The following is an 18,969-nucleotide window of genomic DNA, read 5'->3' as shown; positions in this document are numbered from 1 at the left end:
CCACCTTGCGCGCAAGCCGTTGATGCCCGTGAAGGAGGCGCTGGACGTCCTGCTGGCGGCCGCGCGCGTGGTGGACGGCGTCGAAGACGTCGCCACGCTGGACGCCAACGGCCGCGTGCTGGCGGCCGACCAGGTGTCCGGCCTGTCGGTGCCCAGCGCGGACAACACGCAGATGGACGGCTATGCGGTGCGTGCGGCCGATTGCGCGACCGGTGCCGCCACATTGCGCGTCGCGCAGCGCATCCCCGCGGGCACCGTCGGCCAGAAGCTGGAGCCGGGCACCGCCGCGCGCATCTTCACGGGCGCCCTGATTCCTGAAGGCGCGGACGCCGTCGTCATGCAGGAACAGTGCGAGGTGAACGGCGACAACGTGACGGTAAAACACGCGCCGCAGCCGGGCGAGTGGATCCGCCGCGCCGGCGAAGACATCGTCGCGGGCAGCGTGATCCTGCCGGCCAGCACGCGTCTGCGCAGCCAGGAACTGGGGTTGGCGGCCTCCGTCGGCCTCGCGAGCCTGCCCGTGCGCCGGCGCGTGCGCGTGGCCGTGTTCTTCACGGGCGACGAGCTGGCGATGCCGGGCGAGCCGTTGAAGCCGGGCGCCATCTACAATTCGAACCGCTTCACGTTGCGCGGCCTGCTGGAAAACCTCGGCTGCGACATCAGCGACTATGGCATCGTGCCCGATTCGCTGCAGGCGACGCGCGACACGTTGCGCGCCGCGGCCGCGCAGCACGACGTGATCATCACGTCGGGCGGCGTCTCCGTCGGCGAGGAAGACCACATCAAGCCGGCCGTCGAAGCGGAAGGGCGCTTGAACATGTGGCAGATCGCCGTCAAACCGGGCAAGCCGCTGGCGTTCGGCGAAGTCGATCGGGCCGATGGCAATGGCGCCGCGTACTTCCTCGGCCTGCCGGGCAATCCTGTGTCCAGCTTCATCACGTTCTTGCTGTTCGTGCGGCCGTTCCTGCTGCGCGTGCAGGGCGTGACGGGTGCCGTGGAACCGCGCGCGATCCCGCTGCGCGCGGACTTCGACTGGACGAAACCGGACCGCCGCAACGAATTCCTGCGCGCCCGCATTAACGACGCGGGCGGTCTCGACCTGTTCGCGAACCAGGGTTCCGGCGTGCTGACGTCGACCGTGTGGGCCGACGGCCTGATCGACAATCCGCCGGGCCAGGCGATCGCGCAAGGCGACATCGTGCGCTTCATTCCGTTCAGCGCGCTGCAGTACTGAGAGACAACCATGAAGATCAATCTGCGATTCTTTGCCAGCGTGCGCGAAGCGCTGGGCAGCTCGGGCGAGTCCGTCGAGCTGCCGGCCGGTGTGGCGACGGTGGGTGCCGTGCGCGATTTCCTCATTGCCCGCGGCGGCGCCTGGGCGGAAGCGCTCGCGCACGAGCGCGCGCTGCGCATGGCGTTCGACCAGGTGATGTGCGAACCGGGTACGCCGCTGCGCGAAGGCGGGGAAGTGGCGTTCTTCCCGCCGGTGACGGGCGGCTGAGCGCCGTCACCGGGGGAGCGTTCAGACGATCGTCTTTTCCGCGAGCGCCAGCAGCTTCGCGCAATTCGCATTGCGCTCGCCGAAGTCGCGCCACGCTGTCGCGCGCGCGAGGTCCTGCCATTTGCGCAGCGAGTCCGTATTCAGGTCGACCGTGCGTCCGCCGGCACCCTGGAACAGCGCGGCCACGGCGGCGTCGTCCTGCTCGGCCGACTTGCGCGCGAACGCTTCCAGGTCGGCACCGACCGACAACAGGATGGCCTGCTGGTCGCGCGGCAGGCGGTCGAACGCGGCGCGCGACATGATGAGGGGCTCCAGCATGAACCAGTAGGTGCCGCCGCGTGCCGTCGTCACGGATTTGCTCACTTCATCGAGCCGGTACGAGATCAGCGACGACGACGACGTCATCGCCGCATCGAGCTGTCCCTTTTCCATTGCGCCGCGGATGTCGGTCGACGGCATCGCGACGACGGTGGCGCCCGCTTCTTTCAGGATGCGATCCATTTCCGGCGAGCCGCCCCGCACCTTCAGGCCGGCCGCGTCTTCCGGGTCGATGATGGGCTTGCCGCGCGACGCCATGCCGCCGGCCTGCCAGATCCAGCTCAGCAGGATCAGGCCCTTGTCGGCCAGCATGCGGTTGAATTCGCGGCCGATCTCTTCATTCTTCCACGCATAGCCTTGTTCGTACGACGTGACGAGGCCCGGCATCAGGCCGATGTTCACTTCGGGCAGGTCGGCGCCGGCGTACGAGAGCGGCACGAGCGAGATGTCGAGCTTGCCCTGCGCCAGCGCGGGGATCTGCGCGTCGCTCTTCATCAGCGTGGAGCGAGGGTAGATCGAGAACTTGATGCGTCCTTTGGTCCGCCGCTCCGTCTCGGCCGCGAACATGCGGCACAGGCGGTCGCGGAAATCCCCTTCGGCGACGCTGCCGCCAGGGAATTGATGGGAAATCTTGAGGTTCGTGGGCTGGGCCCATGCAGCTTGTAGCAACAGCGGACTGGCCGCGACGGCGACCAGCATTGTCCTGCGCGTCATTACCGACATATACATCCTCCAAGATGGTATTACGGACTACCGGACGAATCGTGGACCCCTCTGGACGACCGCTCGAGGCGTGCATCGTTCGCATTTGTGACTTTTATAGTGCGTATAAGAATAGACTCAGCCGTTGGCTTGTCAAGAAAATATTGAGACAAAGAATAATGCGTCGCAGCATAAAAATCGCCTGAAAAATCAAGCACTCAGCGCCAAAGTATGGCGCGCCAGAGTCGACGCTTGTTGCGCTGGATCGCGTGGGGAACATGCTGCGCCGCCGCGCGTACGGCGGGCGCGGCCGGTTGGTTACCGGCGTTTTTTGACAGATCATGCAGGGCGGGACACGCCCCGCAGCGGTCAGCGGGCGGGAACGGGGTAGGTGGCGGGGCTGACGTTGCCGTCCTTGTCGACGGCCTGCACGCCGAACAGCAGATTGTCCTTCGACAGGTCGAGGCGGTACGCCGTCACGTTGCCGACGAATTGCGCGCCCTGCCACTGCGGGGCCGTCGTCTCGCGCCAGACGATGCGGTAGCCGGCGAGGTCCGGTTCCGTGTTCGGGGCCCACACAAGGTCCGTGCCGTTGTCCAGGTTCGCCGTCCTGACTTTGACGTCGCGCGGCGCGGTCGGTGCCAGCGCCAGCGAGGCGAGCGACGCGGCGTTCACGCGCGCGACTTGCGCCACGTAGTCCGGGTCCACGTATTCCGGCAGGTCGCCGATCCGCTTGCCGTGTTCCGTGCGCAGGTCCTGGTGCTGGTGGTCGAAATCCTCGTGCGGCTCCGTGAAGCGCACGGCCGCATAGCCGGCGTCGAGGAACGGGCTGTGGTCGCCGCCGCGCAGGTAGCGGTCGCGCCGGTAGACGATGTTCACCTTGAAACCGGGGACGTAGCGCTCGCCCGTCTCCTTGACGTGGCGCGCGAGCTGGCGCGTGATCGAATCGTTCTCGCCGCCCGTCTGCAGCAACGTCCGCAGCGCGGGTGTCGTTTCCTTCACTGGCGGGACGCCTTCCGCGAACAGGCGCACCTCGGCATTATCGAGCTTGCCGTGCTCGTCGTGCGCGCTGCCGATGATGTCGTTGTTGAGCATCCCCGCGATGTTCACGCCGGCCGCTTTCGCCTTCGCGGCGTAGTCGCCGGAGCCGTACAGGCCTTGTTCTTCGGCCGCGACGGTCATGAAGACGAGCGACGCGTCGAAGGTGTGGCGCGCCATCACGCACGCCATCTCGATGACGGCCGCCGTGCCAGATGCGTCGTCGTCGGCGCCCGGCGCATCGGCCGTCGCATTCATCACGTCCGTCACGCGCGAATCGTAGTGGCCGCTGACGACGTAGTAGCGGTCTTTCGATGCGGCCTGCGTGCCGGGCAAGGTGGCGACCACGTTGACGATCTCCGTCGGCCGCGGGATGCGCGGGGCGACGGGGTGGACGTGGCTCTGGAATTGCACGTCGAGCCGGCCGGCGCCGCAGCGTTCCAGCTCGGCCTTGATCCAGCGCCGCGCCGCGCCGATGCCGCGCGTGTCCGATTCGGTTTCCGACATCGTGTGGCGCGTGCCGAAGCCCGCGAGCTTCTCGACATAGGCCTGGATGCGCTGCGGCGAGATCTCGCGGACGATGGCATCGATCTCGGCCTGGCGCGCGGGCAGCGGCGCGTCGGCCGGTGGGGCCGCCTGGACTACTCTGGCGCCGGCGCCGGCCAGCAGCAGAATGGAGAGGGTCTTGAGTACGGGATGCATGTGGCTCCTTCGGCTGACGGGACGGCGCCGCGGATCGCGCGGCGCCGGCGCATGCACTGTACCCGACGGCGCCGGGCCGGGGAAGCTTTACAAGGTGCCGAGGAACGTGCGGATGGCCGCGGTGACGGCCTCCGGCTGGTCGAACATCGCGAAATGGCGCGCCGGCGCGACCGTCACCACTTGCAGCTTCGGCGTGCCCTCCATCAGCGCGCGGTAATAGTCGGCCTTCGCGGCCGGCGTCAGGCCTTGTTGGGTGCTGTCCAGGTCCAGGTAGGGGACGATCGTCAGCACGGGCGCCTGAATCGTCTTCAGGCCGGGGCGCAGGTCCAACGTGAGCACGTCCGCCGCCCACGCGCCGACCGAGGCCGGGTCGCTGCGCGCCGTCAACTGGGCCAGCGCGTCGGCGCGGCTCATGTCCAGCACGCCGATCGTCCGCATGTACGCCTGCTGCTGCTGGGCGAACAGCGCGGGCGGCTGGCGGCCGATCTGCAGGCGCGTGCGGTCCGCGAACTGGGTGCGCTGCAGCGGCGGCAGGTCTTCCGTGCCGGGCATGACGGGGAGACCGTCGATGCTGACGATGCCGCCGACGGCCGCGGGCTTGTCCTCCGCGACCGCGAGCGCGAGGATGCCGCCCAGGCTGTGGCCGACGATGACGGGTTTGTCGAGGTGGCGGGTCGCGATCAGTTCCTCGACGGCGGCGCGGGCTGCGGCGAACGGCGCGGGACCGGCCGGCGGGCGGCCGTCGAAGCCCGGCAAGGTCAACACGTAGACGGCGTGGTCGGGCGAGAAGGCGCGCACCGTGTCTTGCCACACCCAGCTGCCGCTGGCGAGGCCGGGGATCAGGATCAGCGGCCGGCCGCCGCTGCCGTGGCGCTCGGCGAGCACGCCGCCGATCTCGAACCGTTCGGCCGGCTCGATCGTGGCGGCGTAACGGTTCGGCGTCGGCACCGCATCGGCTGCGTGCGCGGCAGGCAGCGCGCCGAGGGCGAGGGCGGCGAAGAAGGCGGCGCGTGCCGCCGTAAGTCTTACGAGGTTCATGCGGTCTCCTGGTCGGGGAAGAAAATGGATTCTATCGGTTGTTCGAACAGCCGGGCCAGCGCGAACGCGAGCGGCAGGCTCGGGTCGTAGCGGCCCGTCTCGATGGCGATGACGGTCTGGCGCGACACGTCCAGCAGCTCGGCCAAGTGCGCCTGGCTCCAGCCGCGCGTCGCGCGCAGGTCGCGAATGGTGTTCTTCATGATTCCATGGCACGGCGCGTACGCATGCCCAGGGCGAAGCTCGCGACACCCCAACTGACGCCCATGACCATCCAGACGCTGAACATCGAGAGCTTCGGGTAGCCGGCCGTTTCGAGGAAGCCGTAGCTGAACGTGACGGCGCCCGTGATTGCAAACGCGAGCGCCAGGGATTCCAGAAGGCGCAGCCGCTGATATTCGTCGATGCGCGCCACGTGGCGTGCGATGGCCCGGATCATCATGGCGAAGCCGATCATCGGCGACAGCAGGACGACGGTGCGCAGCAGCCCACCCTCCATGGGACGGCCGAAACGGATCGACGCCGCGACGAGTACGACGTACACGGCAATGGCCGTCCACAATTCGATCCGGTAGGCCCGGCCGACACGTTTCTCATGCATTTCACACCTCCGGTTGACATGAATGTAAAGTATGCTTTACATCGTAGGTCGGTGCTTGGACGATGTCAAGCTTCCTTTACATCCTTTTTTGCCGCGCATTCGACTACAATGCTCGCCTCCGATTTTTTCCCGCCACCGCCATGTCCGAGTCCCCGACCGCAGCCTACCCACGCCACGCCATCGTCATCGGCGGCGGCCCCGCCGGCCTGATGGCGGCCGAGGTGCTCGCGGCGGGCGGCGTGCGGGTCGACCTGTACGACGCGATGCCGTCGGTCGGCCGGAAATTCCTCCTGGCCGGCAAGGGCGGCATGAACATCACGCACGCGGAGCCGTACGATGCGTTCGTCGGCCGCTACGGCGAGCGCGCGCCTGCCGTGAAGGCGTGGCTGGACGCGTTCCCGCCGGACGCCGTGCGCGCGTGGATCCACGGGCTCGGCGTCGACACGTTCGTCGGTACGTCCGGCCGCGTCTTCCCGACCGACATGAAGGCGGCGCCGCTGCTGCGCGCGTGGCTGCACCGGCTGCGCGAGGCGGGCGTCGCCTTCCACATGCGGCACCGCTGGCTGGGGTGGCGCGACGGCGCGCTCGTGTTCGCGACGCCGGATGGCGAGCAGCGCGTGGAGACGCACGGCGCGGCGACCGTGCTGGCGCTGGGCGGCGCGAGCTGGGCGCGGCTCGGGTCAAGCGGCGCCTGGGTGCCGCTGCTGGCGGCACGCGGCGTCGCCGTGGCGCCGCTCGTGCCCGCGAACTGCGGCTTCGACGCGGACTGGAGCCCGCATTTCGTGGAGCGCTACGCCGGCGTGCCGTTGACGACCGTTGCGATGGCGCTCGAGGGTGAGGATGTCCGCAAGGGCCAATTCGTCGTGACGGCGACGGGCATCGAGGGCAGCCTCGTGTACGCGCTGTCCGCGCGCATCCGCGAGCGCATTGCGCGCGACGGCCAGGCGACCGTGCTGCTGGACCTGCTGCCCGACCACGATGCGCAGCGTGTGCTGGACGAGGTCACGCGCCCGCGCGGGACGCGGTCGATGGCGAGTCACCTGCAGAGCCGTCTCGGCATCAAGGGCGTGAAATCCGGGCTGCTGCACGAGGCGCTGAGCAAGGCCGATTACGCGGATCCCGTCAAGCTGGCGCGCGCGCTGAAGGCGTTGCCGCTCGTGCTGAAGCGTCCGCGTCCGATCGACGAGGCGATCAGCAGCGCGGGCGGCGTGCGCTTCGAGGCGTTGGCGGATGGCGCCATGCTGAAGGATGCGCCCGGCGTATTCGTCGCGGGCGAGATGATCGATTGGGAAGCGCCGACGGGCGGCTATCTGCTGACCGCGTGCTTCGGCAGCGGCCGTGCGGCGGGGCGCGCGGCGCTGGATTGGCTCGTCAGTTCTTGTCGTCGAACGTGACGGCCCCGGTGCCTTTGCGGCTCACCGTCCGTTCGTCCGGATTGCCGAACACGCGCGCCTCGCCGCTGCCGGCAATGTCGGCATGCAGCCGCTTGCGCGCGTAGACAGAGCCGTCGCCCGAGCCTTCCAGCCGCAGGTCGACGTCGTCGGCACGAAGGTGGCGCGCGTCCAGGTCGCCCGCGCCGCGCAGCTCCGCGTGCAGCTCGCGGCTCGAGCCGACCAGCGTCAGGCGCCCCGTGCCGACGACGGCCGCGTCGACCGTATCGCAGGCACCGCCCGTCAGTTCGAGGTCGCCGCTGCCGTGCACGGCCGCCATGACTTCGCGGTAGCGGCCGTTGAAGCGCATATTCCCCGAGCCGTCCAGCGCCAGGTCCAGGTGGTCGCCCGCGAAGCCGCTGACCGTGTGTTCGCCGCTGCCGTTGACCGCGAGCGATTCCAGCGCCGGTAACGTGACGGTGACTTCGATCGGCGTGCGGTGGCGCAGCAGGATGCCGCGCGGGCCGATGTGCAGCATGTCGCCGTCGATCGTCGTGTCGATGTTCGCGAGCAGGCGCTGCTCGCCGCGCACTTCGAGCGCCGGCGTCGCGCCCTGGCGCAACGTGAGGTTCACGGGCCCGGACAGGTCGATCTTCGCGACGGCCTTGTCGAGCGGCCGCCGTTCCGTGGCGACGAGGCGCCCGCCGGGGCTGGACGGACCGCTCGTGCCGTGCGAGCGCAGCATGTTGTACGCGGCGCCGATCAGCACGACGGCGAGGACGAGGAGGCTGAACGCCACTTTGAGGAGACCGCGCATGATGTCAGCTCCCTTTCAGCAGCGAGCGGTTCATCTGTACGTAGCGTCTCAACCCGGCGAACGAGTAGCGGGTGACGACGAGCGACAGCAGGAACAGGGCGATCCCCCCGAGCACGAGGCCCAGGCCGAACAGCGTCTGCGTCGTGCGTGACTCCGCATCCATGTCGGTGCTGATGCGCAGCGTGCTGTCCGCGAGCGTATGCGCGCTGCGCACGGCGCGCGAGCGTTCCAGCCGGCTGTCCGGAGCGGCCTTGTCTTGCGGCGGCAGCGGGTCGGCGACCTGCGGACGCTCCTCGTTCACGATGATGCCGTTGCTGCCGATGTTGACGCGCAGTTGACGTCCGCGCCCATCGTCGTCGATGGTGACGAAGCGGCTCGGCCAGTCGAGCACGAGCTCATTGGCACCCGCGAGGGCGCTCGCCGTTGTCGCGATGCCCGCGACGTAGAACGTCAGCGCCGATACGTACAGGCACAACACGAGGGTCGCGTAGACGAGCGCGGGTACGAGCATGAACAGGTTGAAGATCGCGAGGCCGACGGCTGACACCATCACGCGCAGCACGTTGGCCGGATTGGCCGTTGCGGCGAACGCGTTCGCCGGCTTGTCCTTCCCGGCGAAGGCGTTCAGGTGCGCGCTGGCGCGCAAGGTCATCGCGATCTTCGTGGGGTCGTCGAGCTCGCGCGCCACGTCCGGTTCGCCCCGCCCGGCCGCGATGCCGTCGACGAAGCGTTGTTCGTAATAGGCCAGCGTCTTCGCCTGGACGTCCGGCGGCAGGCCGAGCATGGCTCGCTTGAGTGCGTCGAGGTATTCCAGTTTGCCCATCGTGATTCCTACCGCGATCCTGTCAGTTTCGGCCAAGCAAGAGCGCGGCGTTCAACGCCGGGTCCCCGGCGATGCCCGGATGGACGAGGATGATCGTTGCGGCCGCCACGATGGCCAGCAGGGCTAGGGTGCGCACGCCGAGATGGATGTTCATTTGCATTTCCGCTAACACTCGTTTCGATGTTGCCACTGTACGGAAGTGCACCGGCACGCGCCACTGCCGTGCGACGGGCTGCGGAATTCGCGGGGCAGGGCGCAGCCGGGCCCGACGACCGGTGGCCCATCATGGCGTTGCCTTTCCCGCGATGATGCCCGCGGCAGCGACGCCGCTGCGCACGGCGGCCTCCAGCGTGGCCGGATACTCGCCGGCCGTGTAGTCGCCCGCGAGCACGAGACCCGGCAGGCCGGTCGCGTTGGCGGGACGGGTGAGGCCCGGCGCGCACGCGAACGTCGCCCGCTTTTCCGTGATCGTGCGCGACCAGAGCGGCTTGCCCAGCGCCGGCAGCGCGAAGGCGGCGGCCAGTTGGGCGGCGACGGCGGCGGCGAGGGCCTCGTGGCCGATGGCGCCGGCCGGGTCCGCGCCGCTGACGACGACGGCCAGCAGCCCGTCCTGGCCAGGGTCGAGCTGGCCGCGGTCGAACACGAATTGGCCCCAGCGGCCCGCGTCGGGCGCATCGGCCAGCGCGCAGAACGGCAGCGGCAGGCGCATGCCTGCCTCGTATTGCAGGTAGATCGTGGCGATCGGTTCGTAGGTGAGCGCGTCGACGCGGGCGATCGTGTCCGCGGCGCCGTCCAGGGGGCGCAGCAGCGCGGCCGCCTGCCACGGCGCGGTGGCGAGGACGACGGCGTCGAACGTCCGGTCGTCGGTGCCCGCGTGCAGGCGCCACGCGCCGCCGTCAGGAGTGATTGCCGTGATGCGTTCTCCGGCGCGCACGGCGGCCCCGCGACCTTCCAGGTGGCGCCGCGCCGCGTCGGGGAACAGGGCGTCCAGCAGCACGCGCGGCAGCAGCATGTCGGAAGCGGCGCGGCGCGCGCCCAGGCTGTCGCGCAGCACGGCGAGGAAGACCTGGGCTGATGCGCGTTCCGGCGGCGTGTTCAGCGCCGCGAGGCACAGCGGGCGCCACATCAGCTGGACGAGGCGCGGCGTCTGGTCGAAGCGCTCCAGCAGTTCCGCGACGCTGCAGTCGTTGTGCAACTGCCAGTCCATCCAGCGGGCGCTCGTCGTGAAGCGGGCCAGCGCCATCTTGTCGGCGCGGTCCAGCCCACGCGCGCGCAGCAGCGCGACGAGGACGTGCAGCGGCGCGGGCAGGCGCGGCGCGACGAAGTCCATGCCGGCGTCCGCCACCGGATAGCGCATCTGCAGGGGCAGGCGCAGCAAGGCCCGGCGCGGGTCGACGCCCACGCGCCGCATCAGTTGGAGTGTCGCGGCATAGGCGCCCAGCATGATGTGCTGGCCGTTGTCCAGCAGGCGCCCGTCCGTCTCGATGGCGCGCGCGCGGCCGCCCAGCGTGCGCGCCGCTTCGAACAAAGTGACGCCACAGCCGGCGTCCAGCAGCGCGACGGCCGCCGCGCAACCGGCCCAGCCGCCGCCGACGACGGCGACGCGGCGCTGCTCCTTAGCCGCGGACATACGTCTTCCACGCGAGCCACAGCTTGCGCAGCGGCGTCAGGGAGATCTTTTGCGTGAGGACGTGGAACCCGTCGCGCTCGATCTCGTCGAGCAGGGTGCGGTAGATGGCGGCCATCATGAGGCCGGGACGCTGCGCGCGCCGGTCTTCCTTCGGCAGCAGCGCATACGCTTCGTCGTACAGCGCCTGCGCGCGCTGCGCCTGGAACGCCATCAGCGCCTCGAACTTCTCGCTGTGGCGCGCGTTCAGGAGGTCGGCCGCCGTCACGTTGAACTGCTGCAGCTCGCTGATCGGCAGGTAGATGCGGCCCTTGCGCGCATCCTCGCCCACGTCGCGGATGATGTTCGTGAGCTGGAACGCGAGGCCCAGCGTCTCCGCGTACTTCAAGGTCTGCGGGCTCGTCACGCCGAAGATGCTCGCGGACAGAATGCCGACGACGCCGGCCACATGCCAGCAATATTTTTTCAGGTTCGGGTAGTCGAGATAGCGCGACTGGTCGAGGTCCATCTCCATGCCGTCGATGATGGCTTGCAGGTGTTCCTGTTTCAGGTCGTACGGCTGCAGGTGCGGCTGCAGCGCCAGCATCACGGGGTGTGTCGGCGTGCCGACATACATCTGCGCGACCTCGCCACGCCACCACGCGAGCTTGATGCGCGCGACGGATTGGTCGGTGGTCTCGTCGACGGTGTCGTCGACTTCGCGGCAGAACGCATACAGCGCCGTGATCGCGCGGCGGCGCTCCGGCGGCAGGAACAGGAAGCTGTAGTAGAAGCTGGAGCCGCTTTGTGCGGTCTTTTGTTGGCAGTAGTCGTCGGGGGACATAGTTAGGTTGTTCTTGCGCGGACCAAGTCCGCTATCTTAGCCGATGAGGCGTTACATCCGTATGGCGCGCCAGGCCACGACGAGCCAGTCGAGGCGTTTCAGGCGCGGGCGGCGCCGGAACACGTCGTAGTCCACGCGCTCGATCGCTTCCAGGATCCGCAAGCCACCCTGGACCACCATGCGCAATTCCCAGCCGATGCGGCCGCGCAGCGTCGTCGCGAGCGGCGCGCCTTCCAGCATCAGCGCACGCGCCCGTTCCACCTCGAAGCGCATCAGCGCCCGCCAGGCCGGATCCGCGCGCCCGTGTTCGATGGCGTCGACCGTCACGCCGAAGCGCGCCATGTCGTCCTGCGGCAGGTAGATGCGGCCTTTCGCGATGTCGATGGCGACGTCCTGCCAGAAGTTGATGAGCTGCAGCGCCGTGCAGATCGCGTCGGACGCGCGCAGGCTCGCCCCGTCGTTGACGCCGTACAGCGCCAGCATCAACCGTCCGACGGGGTCGGCGGAACGTCGGCAATAATCCTGCAGGCGGGCGAAATCGGGATAGCGGTGCGTGATGACGTCCTGCTTGAACGCGGACAGCAGGTCGCGCAGCGGCCGTTGCGGCAGGCCATACGCCGTCAGCACGGTCGCCAGGCGCTGGAACATGGGGTCGCGCGGCGGGGCGCCCGCTGCGATCGCGTCCAGCGCGGCCTCGTACGCATTCAGTGCGGCGAGGCGCTCGGCCGGCGCCGCGTCGCCTTCGTCGGCCAGGTCGTCGGCGCTGCGCGCGAACGCATAGATCGCCTCCACCGCGGGCACGAGGCGGCGCGGCAGCAGGAATGACGCGACAGGAAAGTTTTCGTAATGGTCGACGGCCATGCGATCGATAGATTGCTGACTCTAAAGTCATTTACTGGCGATAATTGCATGATTATAATTGGTAGGTTAAATCCACGACAGTGCCGCGCCATCCCGGCCCGGCCAGCATGAGGAAACCAATGCCTGCTTTTCTCTCGATGTCCCTGCGCCCGCGCGGCGCCGCCCCGTTCGTGTTCTCCCTGGCCCTCGCCGCCGCGCTGTTGGCCGGCTGCTCGCGTAACGAGGCGCCGCCCGAGGACGTCCGCCCCGTGCGGGCGTTGACCCTGGCGACGGGCGCGGTCGGGTCGATCACGGAATTCTCCGGCGACGTCCGGCCTCGCTACGAATCGCGGCTGGGCTTTCGTGTCGGCGGCAAGATCAGCGCGCGCAAGGTCGACGTGGGTACGGTCGTCAAGCGCGGCCAGGTGCTGATGCAACTGGACCCGCAGGACCTGCGCCTCGGCCAGGCCCAGGCCCAGGCGAATTTGCGCGCGGCGCAGACGAATTACGAGCTGGCACGGGCGGACATGAAGCGTTACCAGGATCTGCGCAGCCAGAATTTCGTCAGCCAGGCGGTGCTCGACCAGAAAGTGGCCGCCGCGCACTCGGCGCAGGCCAGCATGGAGGCGGCGCGCGCCGCCGCGCGCGAGCAATCGAACCAGACGGGCTATGCGAGCCTCGAATCGGACACGGACGGCGTCGTCACCGGCATCGATGCCGAGGTCGGGCAGGTCGTGCAAGCGGGCACGCCCGTCGTGCGCGTGGCGCGGACGGACGAGAAAGAGGTCGTGATCGGCGTGCCGGAAGACCAGGTCGACCAGCTGCGCAACGTGAGCGACGTGAAGGTCAGGCTGTGGGCCGATCCGAACCGCAGCATCGCGGGCAAGATCCGCGAGGTCTCGCCCGTCGCCGACCCGGCCACGCGTACGTACACGGTGAAGGTGTCGATTCCCGCGCAGGACGACGTCCGCCTCGGCATGACGGCCGTCGTCCAGCTGGCGCACGCCGCCGGCGCGGCCGGGATCAAGGTGCCGCTGTCGGCGCTGTACCAGAACAAGGGCGCCACGTCCGTCTGGGTGATCGAGAACGGGGCCGTGCGGCTCGTGCCCGTGCAAGTGGGTGGCGTGGCCGGCAACGACGTGCTGCTGGCCGGCGGCGTGAAGCCGGGCCAGACGATCGTCACGGCCGGCGTGAACCTGCTCAAGCCCGGACAGAAAGTGAAGATCCTCGCGGCCGACGTGGCGCGCCGGGGCGACGCGGAAGCCGAGGCGAGTGGTAAAACGGCGCCGGCCGGCGGGGCGGCCAAATGAAGGGCTTCAACCTGTCGCGCTGGGCGCTGGAACACATCCCGCTGACCCGCTACCTGATCGCCGCGCTGCTCATCGGCGGCATCGTCAGCTACGGCAAACTCGGCCAGGACGAGGACCCGCCGTTCACCTTCCGCGCGATGGTCATCACCGCGTACTGGCCCGGCGCGACCGCCGTGCAGATGGCGCAGCAGGTCGCCGACAAGCTCGAGCAGAAGCTGCAGGAGACACCGTACGTCGACAAGCTGCGCAGCTTTTCCAAGCCGGGCGAGACCACGTTCATCCTCGAGCTGCGCGAATCGGCGCCGCCGAAGGACGTGCCGGGTGTCTGGTACCAGGTGCGCAAGAAGGTCGGCGACATCGCGGGGACGCTGCCGCCGGGCGTGATCGGGCCGTTCTTCAACGACGAATTCGGCGACACGTACGGCTCCATCTTCGCGCTGTCCGGCGACGGTTTTACTTATGCCGAGATGCGCGACTACGCCGACTTCGTGCGCCAGCAGCTGCTCGCGGTGCCGCTCGTGTCCAAGGTCGAGCAGTTCGGCGTGCAGCAGGAAAAGATCAACATCCTGTTCTCGCAGCAGAAGTTCGCCCAGCTGGGCGTGCCGTTCGAGCAGATCGTGAACCAGATCGCCACGCAGAACGGCATCGAATCGGCGGGCGTGCTCGTCACGCCGCTGGAAAACCTGCAGGTGCGCGTGACGGGCGGCCTGAAGTCGATCAAGCAGCTGGAAGACCTGAGCCTGCGCGCGGGGAACACGACGTTCCGCCTCGGCGACTTCGCCACCGTCCAGCGCGCGTACGAGGATCCGCCGCACGACAAGATGCGCTTCAACGGCAAGGACGTCATCGGCCTCGGCGTGTCGATGGAAAAGGGCGGCAATATCATCGAGCTGGGCAAGGGCCTGGAAAAGACGGTCGACCGCATCCGGAGCCAGCTCCCCGTCGGCATCGAACTGCAGCGCGTGTCGAACCAGCCCGCGGCCGTGACGGCGTCCGTCGGTGAGTTCATGCACAGCCTGATCGAGGCGATCGTCATCGTGCTGGGCGTGTCGTTCGTCGCGCTCGGACTGCACAGCAAGCCGAAGCTGCGGCTCGACGTGCGCCCTGGCCTCGTCGTCGCGCTGACGATTCCCCTCGTGCTGGCGATCACGTTCCTCTTCATGCGCATTTTCGACATCTCGCTGCACAAGATCTCGCTCGGTGCGCTGATCATCGCGCTGGGTCTCCTCGTCGACGACGCCATCATCGCCGTCGAGATGATGGTGCGGAAGATGGAGGAGGGCATGTCGCGCCTGGATGCGGCCACGTTCGCGTACACGTCGACCGCGTTCCCCATGTTGACGGGGACCCTGATCACGGCGGCCGGCTTCCTGCCGATCGGCCTCGCGAAATCGGCGGCCGGCGAATACACGTTCGCGATGTTTTCCGTGAACGCGATCGCTTTGATCGTGTCGTGGGTCGTCGCCGTCACGTTCACACCGTATATCGGGTTCATCCTGCTGCGCGTGCAGCCGCACGGCAGCGGGCACCACGACGTGTTCGATACGCCGATGTACCAGCGCTTCCGCCGCCTCGTCGACCGCTGCGTGGAATGGCGCAAGACGACGATCGCGCTGTCGCTGGCCGTGTTCTTCCTCGGCGTGTTCGGCTTCAAGTTCATCGAGAAGCAGTTCTTCCCGGACTCCAGCCGCCCCGAGCTGATGGTCGAGATGTGGACGCCGGAAGGCACGAGCTTCGCCGTCAACGAGGCGCTGGCGAAGAAGTTCGAGGCGTTCGCGCGCGCGCAGCCGGAGACGGACAGCGTGACGTCGTACATCGGCACCGGCAGCCCTCGCTTCTACCTGCCGCTGGACCAGATCTTCCCCGCCTCGAACGTGTCGCAATTCGTCGTGCTGCCGAAGAACGTGCATCAGCGCGACGCGCTGAAGCGCAAGATCGAGACCCTGTTCAAGAATGATTTTCCGGAGGTGCGTGGTCGCGTGAAACTGCTGCCGAACGGGCCACCGGTGCCGTATCCCGTGCAATTCCAGGTGATGGGGCCTGACATCGGCGTCGTGCGCAAGTTCGCCGACCAGGTGAAGGAGATCATGATCGCGAACCCGAACACGGTGGGCGTGAACGACAACTGGAACGAGTCGGTGAAGGTATTGCGCCTCGACCTCGACCAGGACAAGCTGCGCGCGCTGGGCGTCACGTCGCAGGCCGTGCGCCGCACGGTCGCCACCGTGCTGTCCGGGACGACGGTGGGACAGTTCCGCGAAAGTAACCGGCTGATCGACATCGCCGTGCGCCAGCCGCTCGACGAGCGCTCGAGCATGTCCGTGCTCGCGAACACGAACGTGGCCACGCCGTCCGGCAAGGCCGTGCCGCTGTCGCAGCTGGCGCGCATCGAGTTCGTGTGGGAACCCGGCGTCGTGCAGCGCTACGGGCGCGAGTGGGCCATCATGGTGCAGTCCGACGTGGTGGAAGGCGTGCAAGGACCGACCGTGTCCGACCAGGTCAATGCGAAGCTGGAAGCGGTGCGGGCGAAGCTGCCGGCCGGCTACCGCATCAAGCTCGAGGGCGCGGCGGCGAACAGTTCGACGGCGGAAGAGTCGATTTCCGCCAACGTGCCGCTCGTGCTGTTCATCGTCTTCACGTTGCTGATGCTGCAGCTGCACAGCTTCTCGCGTTCCGTGATGGTCTTCCTCACGGGCCCGCTGGGCATCGCGGGCGCGGCGATGGCGCTGCTCGTGTCGCACGAGCCGTTCGGGTTCGTGGCGAACCTCGGCGTCATCGCGCTGTTCGGCATGGTGGTGCGCAATTCCGTGATCCTCGTCGACCAGATCGAGAAGGACATCGCGGCCGGACATCCGGCGTGGGAGGCGATCGTCGAGAGCGCCGTGCGGCGCTGCCGGCCGATCCTGCTGACGGCGGCCGCGGCGGCGCTGGCGATGATCCCGCTGTCGCGCTCCGTGTTCTGGGGCCCGATGGCCGTCGCGATCATGGGCGGCCTCGTCGTGGCGACGGCGCTCACCTTGCTGTTTTTGCCGGCGCTGTATGCGGCGTGGTTCAGGGTGAAACGGCCCGTGCGTACCAAAACGGCGGTATCGCCGCAGGCGTAAATGCTTGAAATAGTTGATGAATTCCCGGAGGGCACACGTGAATTAAAATGTGCCCAATGGTGTCAGAAAATCCAGTAAAATATCGGGTTGAAGTTGTAGCCCCTAGACATTGGATTCAGGGCGGCCGGTTTCGTTGTCGGGCGCCCTTTGTTTTTGTGGCAAGATCAGCAATCCTGCGCGAGGATGGCGAAATTGGTAGACGCACCAGGTTTAGGTCCTGACGCCAGCAATGGTGTAGGGGTTCGAGTCCCCTTCCTCGCACCACGAACAATTATTTTTTTGGACGATTTTTACAATGGCAACTGCAGTCGAAAACCTGGGTAAACTCGAGCGTCGCTTGACTCTCTCTTTTCCGCTGAGCGACGTACGTACGGAAGTTGAAAAGCGCCTCAAGAGGCAGGCCAAGACCGCACGTGCGCCGGGCTTCCGTCCGGGTAAAGTGCCGATGAAGATGGTGGCGGCCCAGTACGGCTACCAGATCGAGTCCGACGTGCTGAACGACAAGGTTGGCCAGGCGTTCAACGTTGCCGCCACCGAAGCCCAGCTGCGCGTTGCCGGCATGCCGAAAATCGAACCGAAGCAGGACGCACCGGAAGGCATGCTCGCCTTCGACGCGACCTTCGAAGTCTATCCGGAAGTGGCGCTGCCGGAACTGGCCAACGTCGAGATCGAAACGGTCAAGACCGAAGTCACCGATGCTGAAATCGACAAGACCATCGACATCCTGCGCAAGCAGCGCGTCCACTACCACACCAAGGGCGAAGCCGGTGAACACGGCGACGGCGGCGCGCCGGTCGCGGCGAACGGCGACCGCGTGACGGTCGACTTCGTCGGCGTCATCGACGGCGTCGAGTTCCCGGGCGGTAAGGCTGAAGACTACGCATTCGTGCTGGGCGAAGGCCGCATGCTGCCGGAATTCGAAGCGGCAACCGTCGGCCTGAAAGTGGGCGAGAGCAAAACCTTCCCGCTGGCATTCCCGGAAGACTACCATGGCAAGGACGTGGCCGGTAAAACCGCCGAGTTCACCATCACCCTGAAGAAGCTGGAATGGGCGCACCTGCCGGAAGTCGACGCGGAGTTCGCCAAGTCGCTGGGCATCGAAGACGGCAGCATCGAGAAGATGCGCGAAGACATCAAGGTCAACCTGGAGCGTGAAGTCAACGCCCGCATCAAGGCCCGCAACAAGGAAGCCGTGATGGACGCCCTCGTCAAGCACACCGAGATGGACGTGCCGAAGGTGATGATCGAGCAGGATTCCGAGCGCCTGGCCGAGCAGACCCGCCAGGACATGGCCCAGCGCGGCATGGACGTCAAGAGCCTGCCGTTCCCGGCCGACCTGTTCGCCACGAAGGCCGAGCGCCGCGTGCGCCTGGGCCTGATCCTGTCGCAACTCGTCCAGGACAACAACCTGCAAGCCACGCAAGAGCAGGTGAAGGCCCAGATCGAAGACTTCTCGCAGAGCTACGAAGATCCGAAGGAAGTCCTGAAGTACTACTACAGCGACCGTCGCCGCCTGGGCGAAGTGGAAGCTCTTGTATTGGAAGAAAACGTCGTTAACTATGTGCTCGGCAAGGCAAAGGTGACGACCAAGGACATCGCCTTTGACGAACTGATGGGAAGCGTCGCTCAGGCATGACTTCCTTGATGAAGCCGTACGACATTCTCGAAAGAAGTCTGAGATAGTGCGGCTTCGTAACTTTTACAAAGGAATTGACAGGTATGAATCGTAATCCGGCATTGGATACCCAAGCCCTCGGCCTCGTGCCGATGGTGATCGAGCAGAGCGGCCGCGGCGAGCGCGCCTACGACATCTACTCGCGCCTGCTGAAGGAGCGCGTGATTTTCCTGGTCGGTCCTGTCAACGACCAGATGGCCAACCTCATCGTGGCCCAGCTGCTGTTCCTGGAAAGCGAGAATCCGGACAAGGACATCTCGCTGTACATCAACTCGCCGGGCGGTTCCGTGTCGGCGGGTCTCGCGATCTTCGACACGATGAACTTCATCAAGCCCGACGTGTCCACGCTGTGCACGGGTCTGGCCGCGTCGATGGGCGCCTTCCTGCTGGCGGCAGGCGCGAAGGGCAAGCGTTTCTCGCTGCCGAACTCGCGCGTGATGATCCACCAGCCGTCCGGCGGTTCGCAGGGTATGGCGTCGGACATCGAGATCCAGGCCAAGGAAATCCTGTACCTGCGCGAGCGTCTTGCGCGCATCATGGCGGACAACACCGGCCAGACGATCGAACAGATCCACAAGGATACCGATCGCGACCGTTTCATGTCCAGCGAAGAGGCCATGGAATATGGTCTCATCGACAAGGTTCTCACGAACCGCGGCTGAGGTTTTCCACGCGGTCTTCGG

At 67.2% G+C, this 18,969-nt stretch carries 18 protein-coding genes and 1 tRNA gene; 8 read left to right on the top strand and 11 right to left on the bottom strand.

Translation table 11 applies throughout. The annotated features are described in order from the left end of the window. Positions 1 to 22: 22 nt before the first annotated feature. Positions 23 to 1,234 carry a molybdopterin molybdotransferase MoeA gene (locus tag NX784_RS01870; protein WP_258815074.1) on the top strand — a complete coding sequence of 404 codons (1,212 nt, stop codon included), beginning with the start codon at positions 23 to 25 and terminating at the stop codon, positions 1,232 to 1,234. Positions 1,235 to 1,243: 9 nt separating this feature from the next. Continuing rightward, positions 1,244 to 1,501 carry a molybdopterin converting factor subunit 1 gene (gene moaD / locus NX784_RS01865; protein WP_258814994.1) on the top strand — a complete coding sequence of 86 codons (258 nt, stop codon included), beginning with the start codon at positions 1,244 to 1,246 and terminating at the stop codon, positions 1,499 to 1,501. A gap of 21 nt (positions 1,502 to 1,522) precedes the next feature. On the opposite strand, the gene dctP is transcribed toward moaD, so the two are convergent. The 5 genes from dctP to NX784_RS01840 form a co-directional block, all read right to left on the bottom strand. Continuing rightward, positions 1,523 to 2,542 carry a TRAP transporter substrate-binding protein DctP gene (gene dctP, locus NX784_RS01860; RefSeq protein ID WP_258814993.1) on the bottom strand — a complete coding sequence of 340 codons (1,020 nt, stop codon included), beginning with the start codon at positions 2,540 to 2,542 and terminating at the stop codon, positions 1,523 to 1,525. 348 nt (positions 2,543 to 2,890) lie between these two features. Further along, positions 2,891 to 4,261 (bottom strand): M28 family peptidase, encoded by a 1,371-nt coding sequence (locus NX784_RS01855; RefSeq protein ID WP_258814992.1) that lies wholly within the window; start codon positions 4,259 to 4,261, stop codon positions 2,891 to 2,893. Positions 4,262 to 4,348: 87 nt separating this feature from the next. After that, the gene (locus NX784_RS01850) at positions 4,349 to 5,299 is read right to left on the bottom strand and encodes an alpha/beta fold hydrolase (protein WP_258814991.1); all 951 of its coding nucleotides are present in this window, start codon (positions 5,297 to 5,299) and stop codon (positions 4,349 to 4,351) included. Continuing rightward, positions 5,296 to 5,499 (bottom strand): helix-turn-helix transcriptional regulator, encoded by a 204-nt coding sequence (locus NX784_RS01845; protein WP_258814990.1) that lies wholly within the window; start codon positions 5,497 to 5,499, stop codon positions 5,296 to 5,298. The genes NX784_RS01850 and NX784_RS01845 overlap by 4 nt, the downstream gene beginning before the upstream one ends. Continuing rightward, positions 5,496 to 5,897 (bottom strand): hypothetical protein, encoded by a 402-nt coding sequence (locus NX784_RS01840; protein ID WP_258814989.1) that lies wholly within the window; start codon positions 5,895 to 5,897, stop codon positions 5,496 to 5,498. Before NX784_RS01840 ends, NX784_RS01845 begins: the two co-directional genes overlap by 4 nt. A gap of 140 nt (positions 5,898 to 6,037) precedes the next feature. Between NX784_RS01840 and NX784_RS01835 the strand changes: the two genes are divergently transcribed. Further along, a complete protein-coding gene (locus NX784_RS01835; protein WP_258814988.1) occupies positions 6,038 to 7,291 on the top strand; it encodes a TIGR03862 family flavoprotein in 1,254 nt (417 codons plus the stop codon). On the opposite strand, the gene NX784_RS01830 is transcribed toward NX784_RS01835, so the two are convergent. The 6 genes from NX784_RS01830 to hpnC all read right to left on the bottom strand — a co-directional run bounded on the left by NX784_RS01830 (position 7,269) and on the right by hpnC (position 12,218). Further along, entirely contained in the window at positions 7,269 to 8,084 is an 816-nt protein-coding gene (locus tag NX784_RS01830) for a head GIN domain-containing protein (protein WP_258814987.1), read from the bottom strand. The genes NX784_RS01835 and NX784_RS01830 overlap by 23 nt on opposite strands. A 4-nt stretch (positions 8,085 to 8,088) precedes the next feature. Beyond that, positions 8,089 to 8,907, bottom strand: a complete 819-nt coding sequence (locus tag NX784_RS01825) for a DUF1700 domain-containing protein (RefSeq protein WP_258814986.1) — start codon at positions 8,905 to 8,907, stop codon at positions 8,089 to 8,091. Between the two features lie 22 nt (positions 8,908 to 8,929). After that, on the bottom strand, positions 8,930 to 9,061 hold the full coding sequence (locus NX784_RS01820; RefSeq protein ID WP_258814985.1) for a hypothetical protein: 132 nt from the start codon (positions 9,059 to 9,061) through the stop codon (positions 8,930 to 8,932). Between the two features lie 129 nt (positions 9,062 to 9,190). Further along, positions 9,191 to 10,537: a hydroxysqualene dehydroxylase HpnE gene (gene hpnE, locus NX784_RS01815; protein WP_258814984.1), complete on the bottom strand. Its 1,347-nt coding sequence runs from the start codon at positions 10,535 to 10,537 to the stop codon at positions 9,191 to 9,193. After that, positions 10,524 to 11,357, bottom strand: a complete 834-nt coding sequence (gene hpnD / locus NX784_RS01810; RefSeq protein ID WP_258814983.1) for a presqualene diphosphate synthase HpnD — start codon at positions 11,355 to 11,357, stop codon at positions 10,524 to 10,526. Before hpnD ends, hpnE begins: the two co-directional genes overlap by 14 nt. A gap of 51 nt (positions 11,358 to 11,408) precedes the next feature. Further along, complete coding sequence (gene hpnC / locus NX784_RS01805) at positions 11,409 to 12,218, bottom strand: squalene synthase HpnC (protein ID WP_258814982.1); 810 nt, start codon at positions 12,216 to 12,218, stop codon at positions 11,409 to 11,411. A gap of 119 nt (positions 12,219 to 12,337) precedes the next feature. Here hpnC and NX784_RS01800 point away from each other — a divergent pair, with 119 nt between their 5' ends. The 5 genes from NX784_RS01800 (at position 12,338) to clpP (ending at position 18,948) form a co-directional block, all read left to right on the top strand. After that, on the top strand, positions 12,338 to 13,507 hold the full coding sequence (locus NX784_RS01800) for an efflux RND transporter periplasmic adaptor subunit (protein WP_258814981.1): 1,170 nt from the start codon (positions 12,338 to 12,340) through the stop codon (positions 13,505 to 13,507). Beyond that, complete coding sequence (locus tag NX784_RS01795) at positions 13,504 to 16,611, top strand: efflux RND transporter permease subunit (protein WP_258814980.1); 3,108 nt, start codon at positions 13,504 to 13,506, stop codon at positions 16,609 to 16,611. Before NX784_RS01800 ends, NX784_RS01795 begins: the two co-directional genes overlap by 4 nt. 177 nt (positions 16,612 to 16,788) lie before the next feature. Continuing rightward, positions 16,789 to 16,875 (top strand) — tRNA-Leu (locus NX784_RS01790). 31 nt (positions 16,876 to 16,906) lie between these two features. Then, a complete protein-coding gene (tig, locus tag NX784_RS01785; protein WP_258814979.1) occupies positions 16,907 to 18,247 on the top strand; it encodes a trigger factor in 1,341 nt (446 codons plus the stop codon). 83 nt (positions 18,248 to 18,330) lie between these two features. After that, on the top strand, positions 18,331 to 18,948 hold the full coding sequence (clpP, locus tag NX784_RS01780) for an ATP-dependent Clp endopeptidase proteolytic subunit ClpP (protein WP_258814978.1): 618 nt from the start codon (positions 18,331 to 18,333) through the stop codon (positions 18,946 to 18,948). Positions 18,949 to 18,969: the final 21 nt, after the last annotated feature.

This window comes from Massilia pinisoli, from assembly GCF_024753285.1.
Lineage (GTDB): Bacteria > Pseudomonadota > Gammaproteobacteria > Burkholderiales > Burkholderiaceae_D > Telluria > Telluria pinisoli.
The sequence above is the reverse complement of the archived record's forward strand: the minus strand, read 5'-3'. Positions and strand labels throughout refer to the sequence as shown.

Coding starts and splice junctions, on each gene's coding strand:
- NX784_RS01870 (WP_258815074.1), top strand. CDS start 23: ATGCCCGTGAAGGAGGCGCTGGACGTCCTGCTGGCGGCCGCGCGCGTG.
- moaD (WP_258814994.1), top strand. CDS start 1,244: ATGAAGATCAATCTGCGATTCTTTGCCAGCGTGCGCGAAGCGCTGGGC.
- dctP (WP_258814993.1), bottom strand. CDS start 2,542: ATGTCGGTAATGACGCGCAGGACAATGCTGGTCGCCGTCGCGGCCAGT.
- NX784_RS01855 (WP_258814992.1), bottom strand. CDS start 4,261: ATGCATCCCGTACTCAAGACCCTCTCCATTCTGCTGCTGGCCGGCGCC.
- NX784_RS01850 (WP_258814991.1), bottom strand. CDS start 5,299: ATGAACCTCGTAAGACTTACGGCGGCACGCGCCGCCTTCTTCGCCGCC.
- NX784_RS01845 (WP_258814990.1), bottom strand. CDS start 5,499: ATGAAGAACACCATTCGCGACCTGCGCGCGACGCGCGGCTGGAGCCAG.
- NX784_RS01840 (WP_258814989.1), bottom strand. CDS start 5,897: ATGCATGAGAAACGTGTCGGCCGGGCCTACCGGATCGAATTGTGGACG.
- NX784_RS01835 (WP_258814988.1), top strand. CDS start 6,038: ATGTCCGAGTCCCCGACCGCAGCCTACCCACGCCACGCCATCGTCATC.
- NX784_RS01830 (WP_258814987.1), bottom strand. CDS start 8,084: ATGCGCGGTCTCCTCAAAGTGGCGTTCAGCCTCCTCGTCCTCGCCGTC.
- NX784_RS01825 (WP_258814986.1), bottom strand. CDS start 8,907: ATGGGCAAACTGGAATACCTCGACGCACTCAAGCGAGCCATGCTCGGC.
- NX784_RS01820 (WP_258814985.1), bottom strand. CDS start 9,061: ATGAACATCCATCTCGGCGTGCGCACCCTAGCCCTGCTGGCCATCGTG.
- hpnE (WP_258814984.1), bottom strand. CDS start 10,537: ATGTCCGCGGCTAAGGAGCAGCGCCGCGTCGCCGTCGTCGGCGGCGGC.
- hpnD (WP_258814983.1), bottom strand. CDS start 11,357: ATGTCCCCCGACGACTACTGCCAACAAAAGACCGCACAAAGCGGCTCC.
- hpnC (WP_258814982.1), bottom strand. CDS start 12,218: ATGGCCGTCGACCATTACGAAAACTTTCCTGTCGCGTCATTCCTGCTG.
- NX784_RS01800 (WP_258814981.1), top strand. CDS start 12,338: ATGCCTGCTTTTCTCTCGATGTCCCTGCGCCCGCGCGGCGCCGCCCCG.
- NX784_RS01795 (WP_258814980.1), top strand. CDS start 13,504: ATGAAGGGCTTCAACCTGTCGCGCTGGGCGCTGGAACACATCCCGCTG.
- tig (WP_258814979.1), top strand. CDS start 16,907: ATGGCAACTGCAGTCGAAAACCTGGGTAAACTCGAGCGTCGCTTGACT.
- clpP (WP_258814978.1), top strand. CDS start 18,331: ATGAATCGTAATCCGGCATTGGATACCCAAGCCCTCGGCCTCGTGCCG.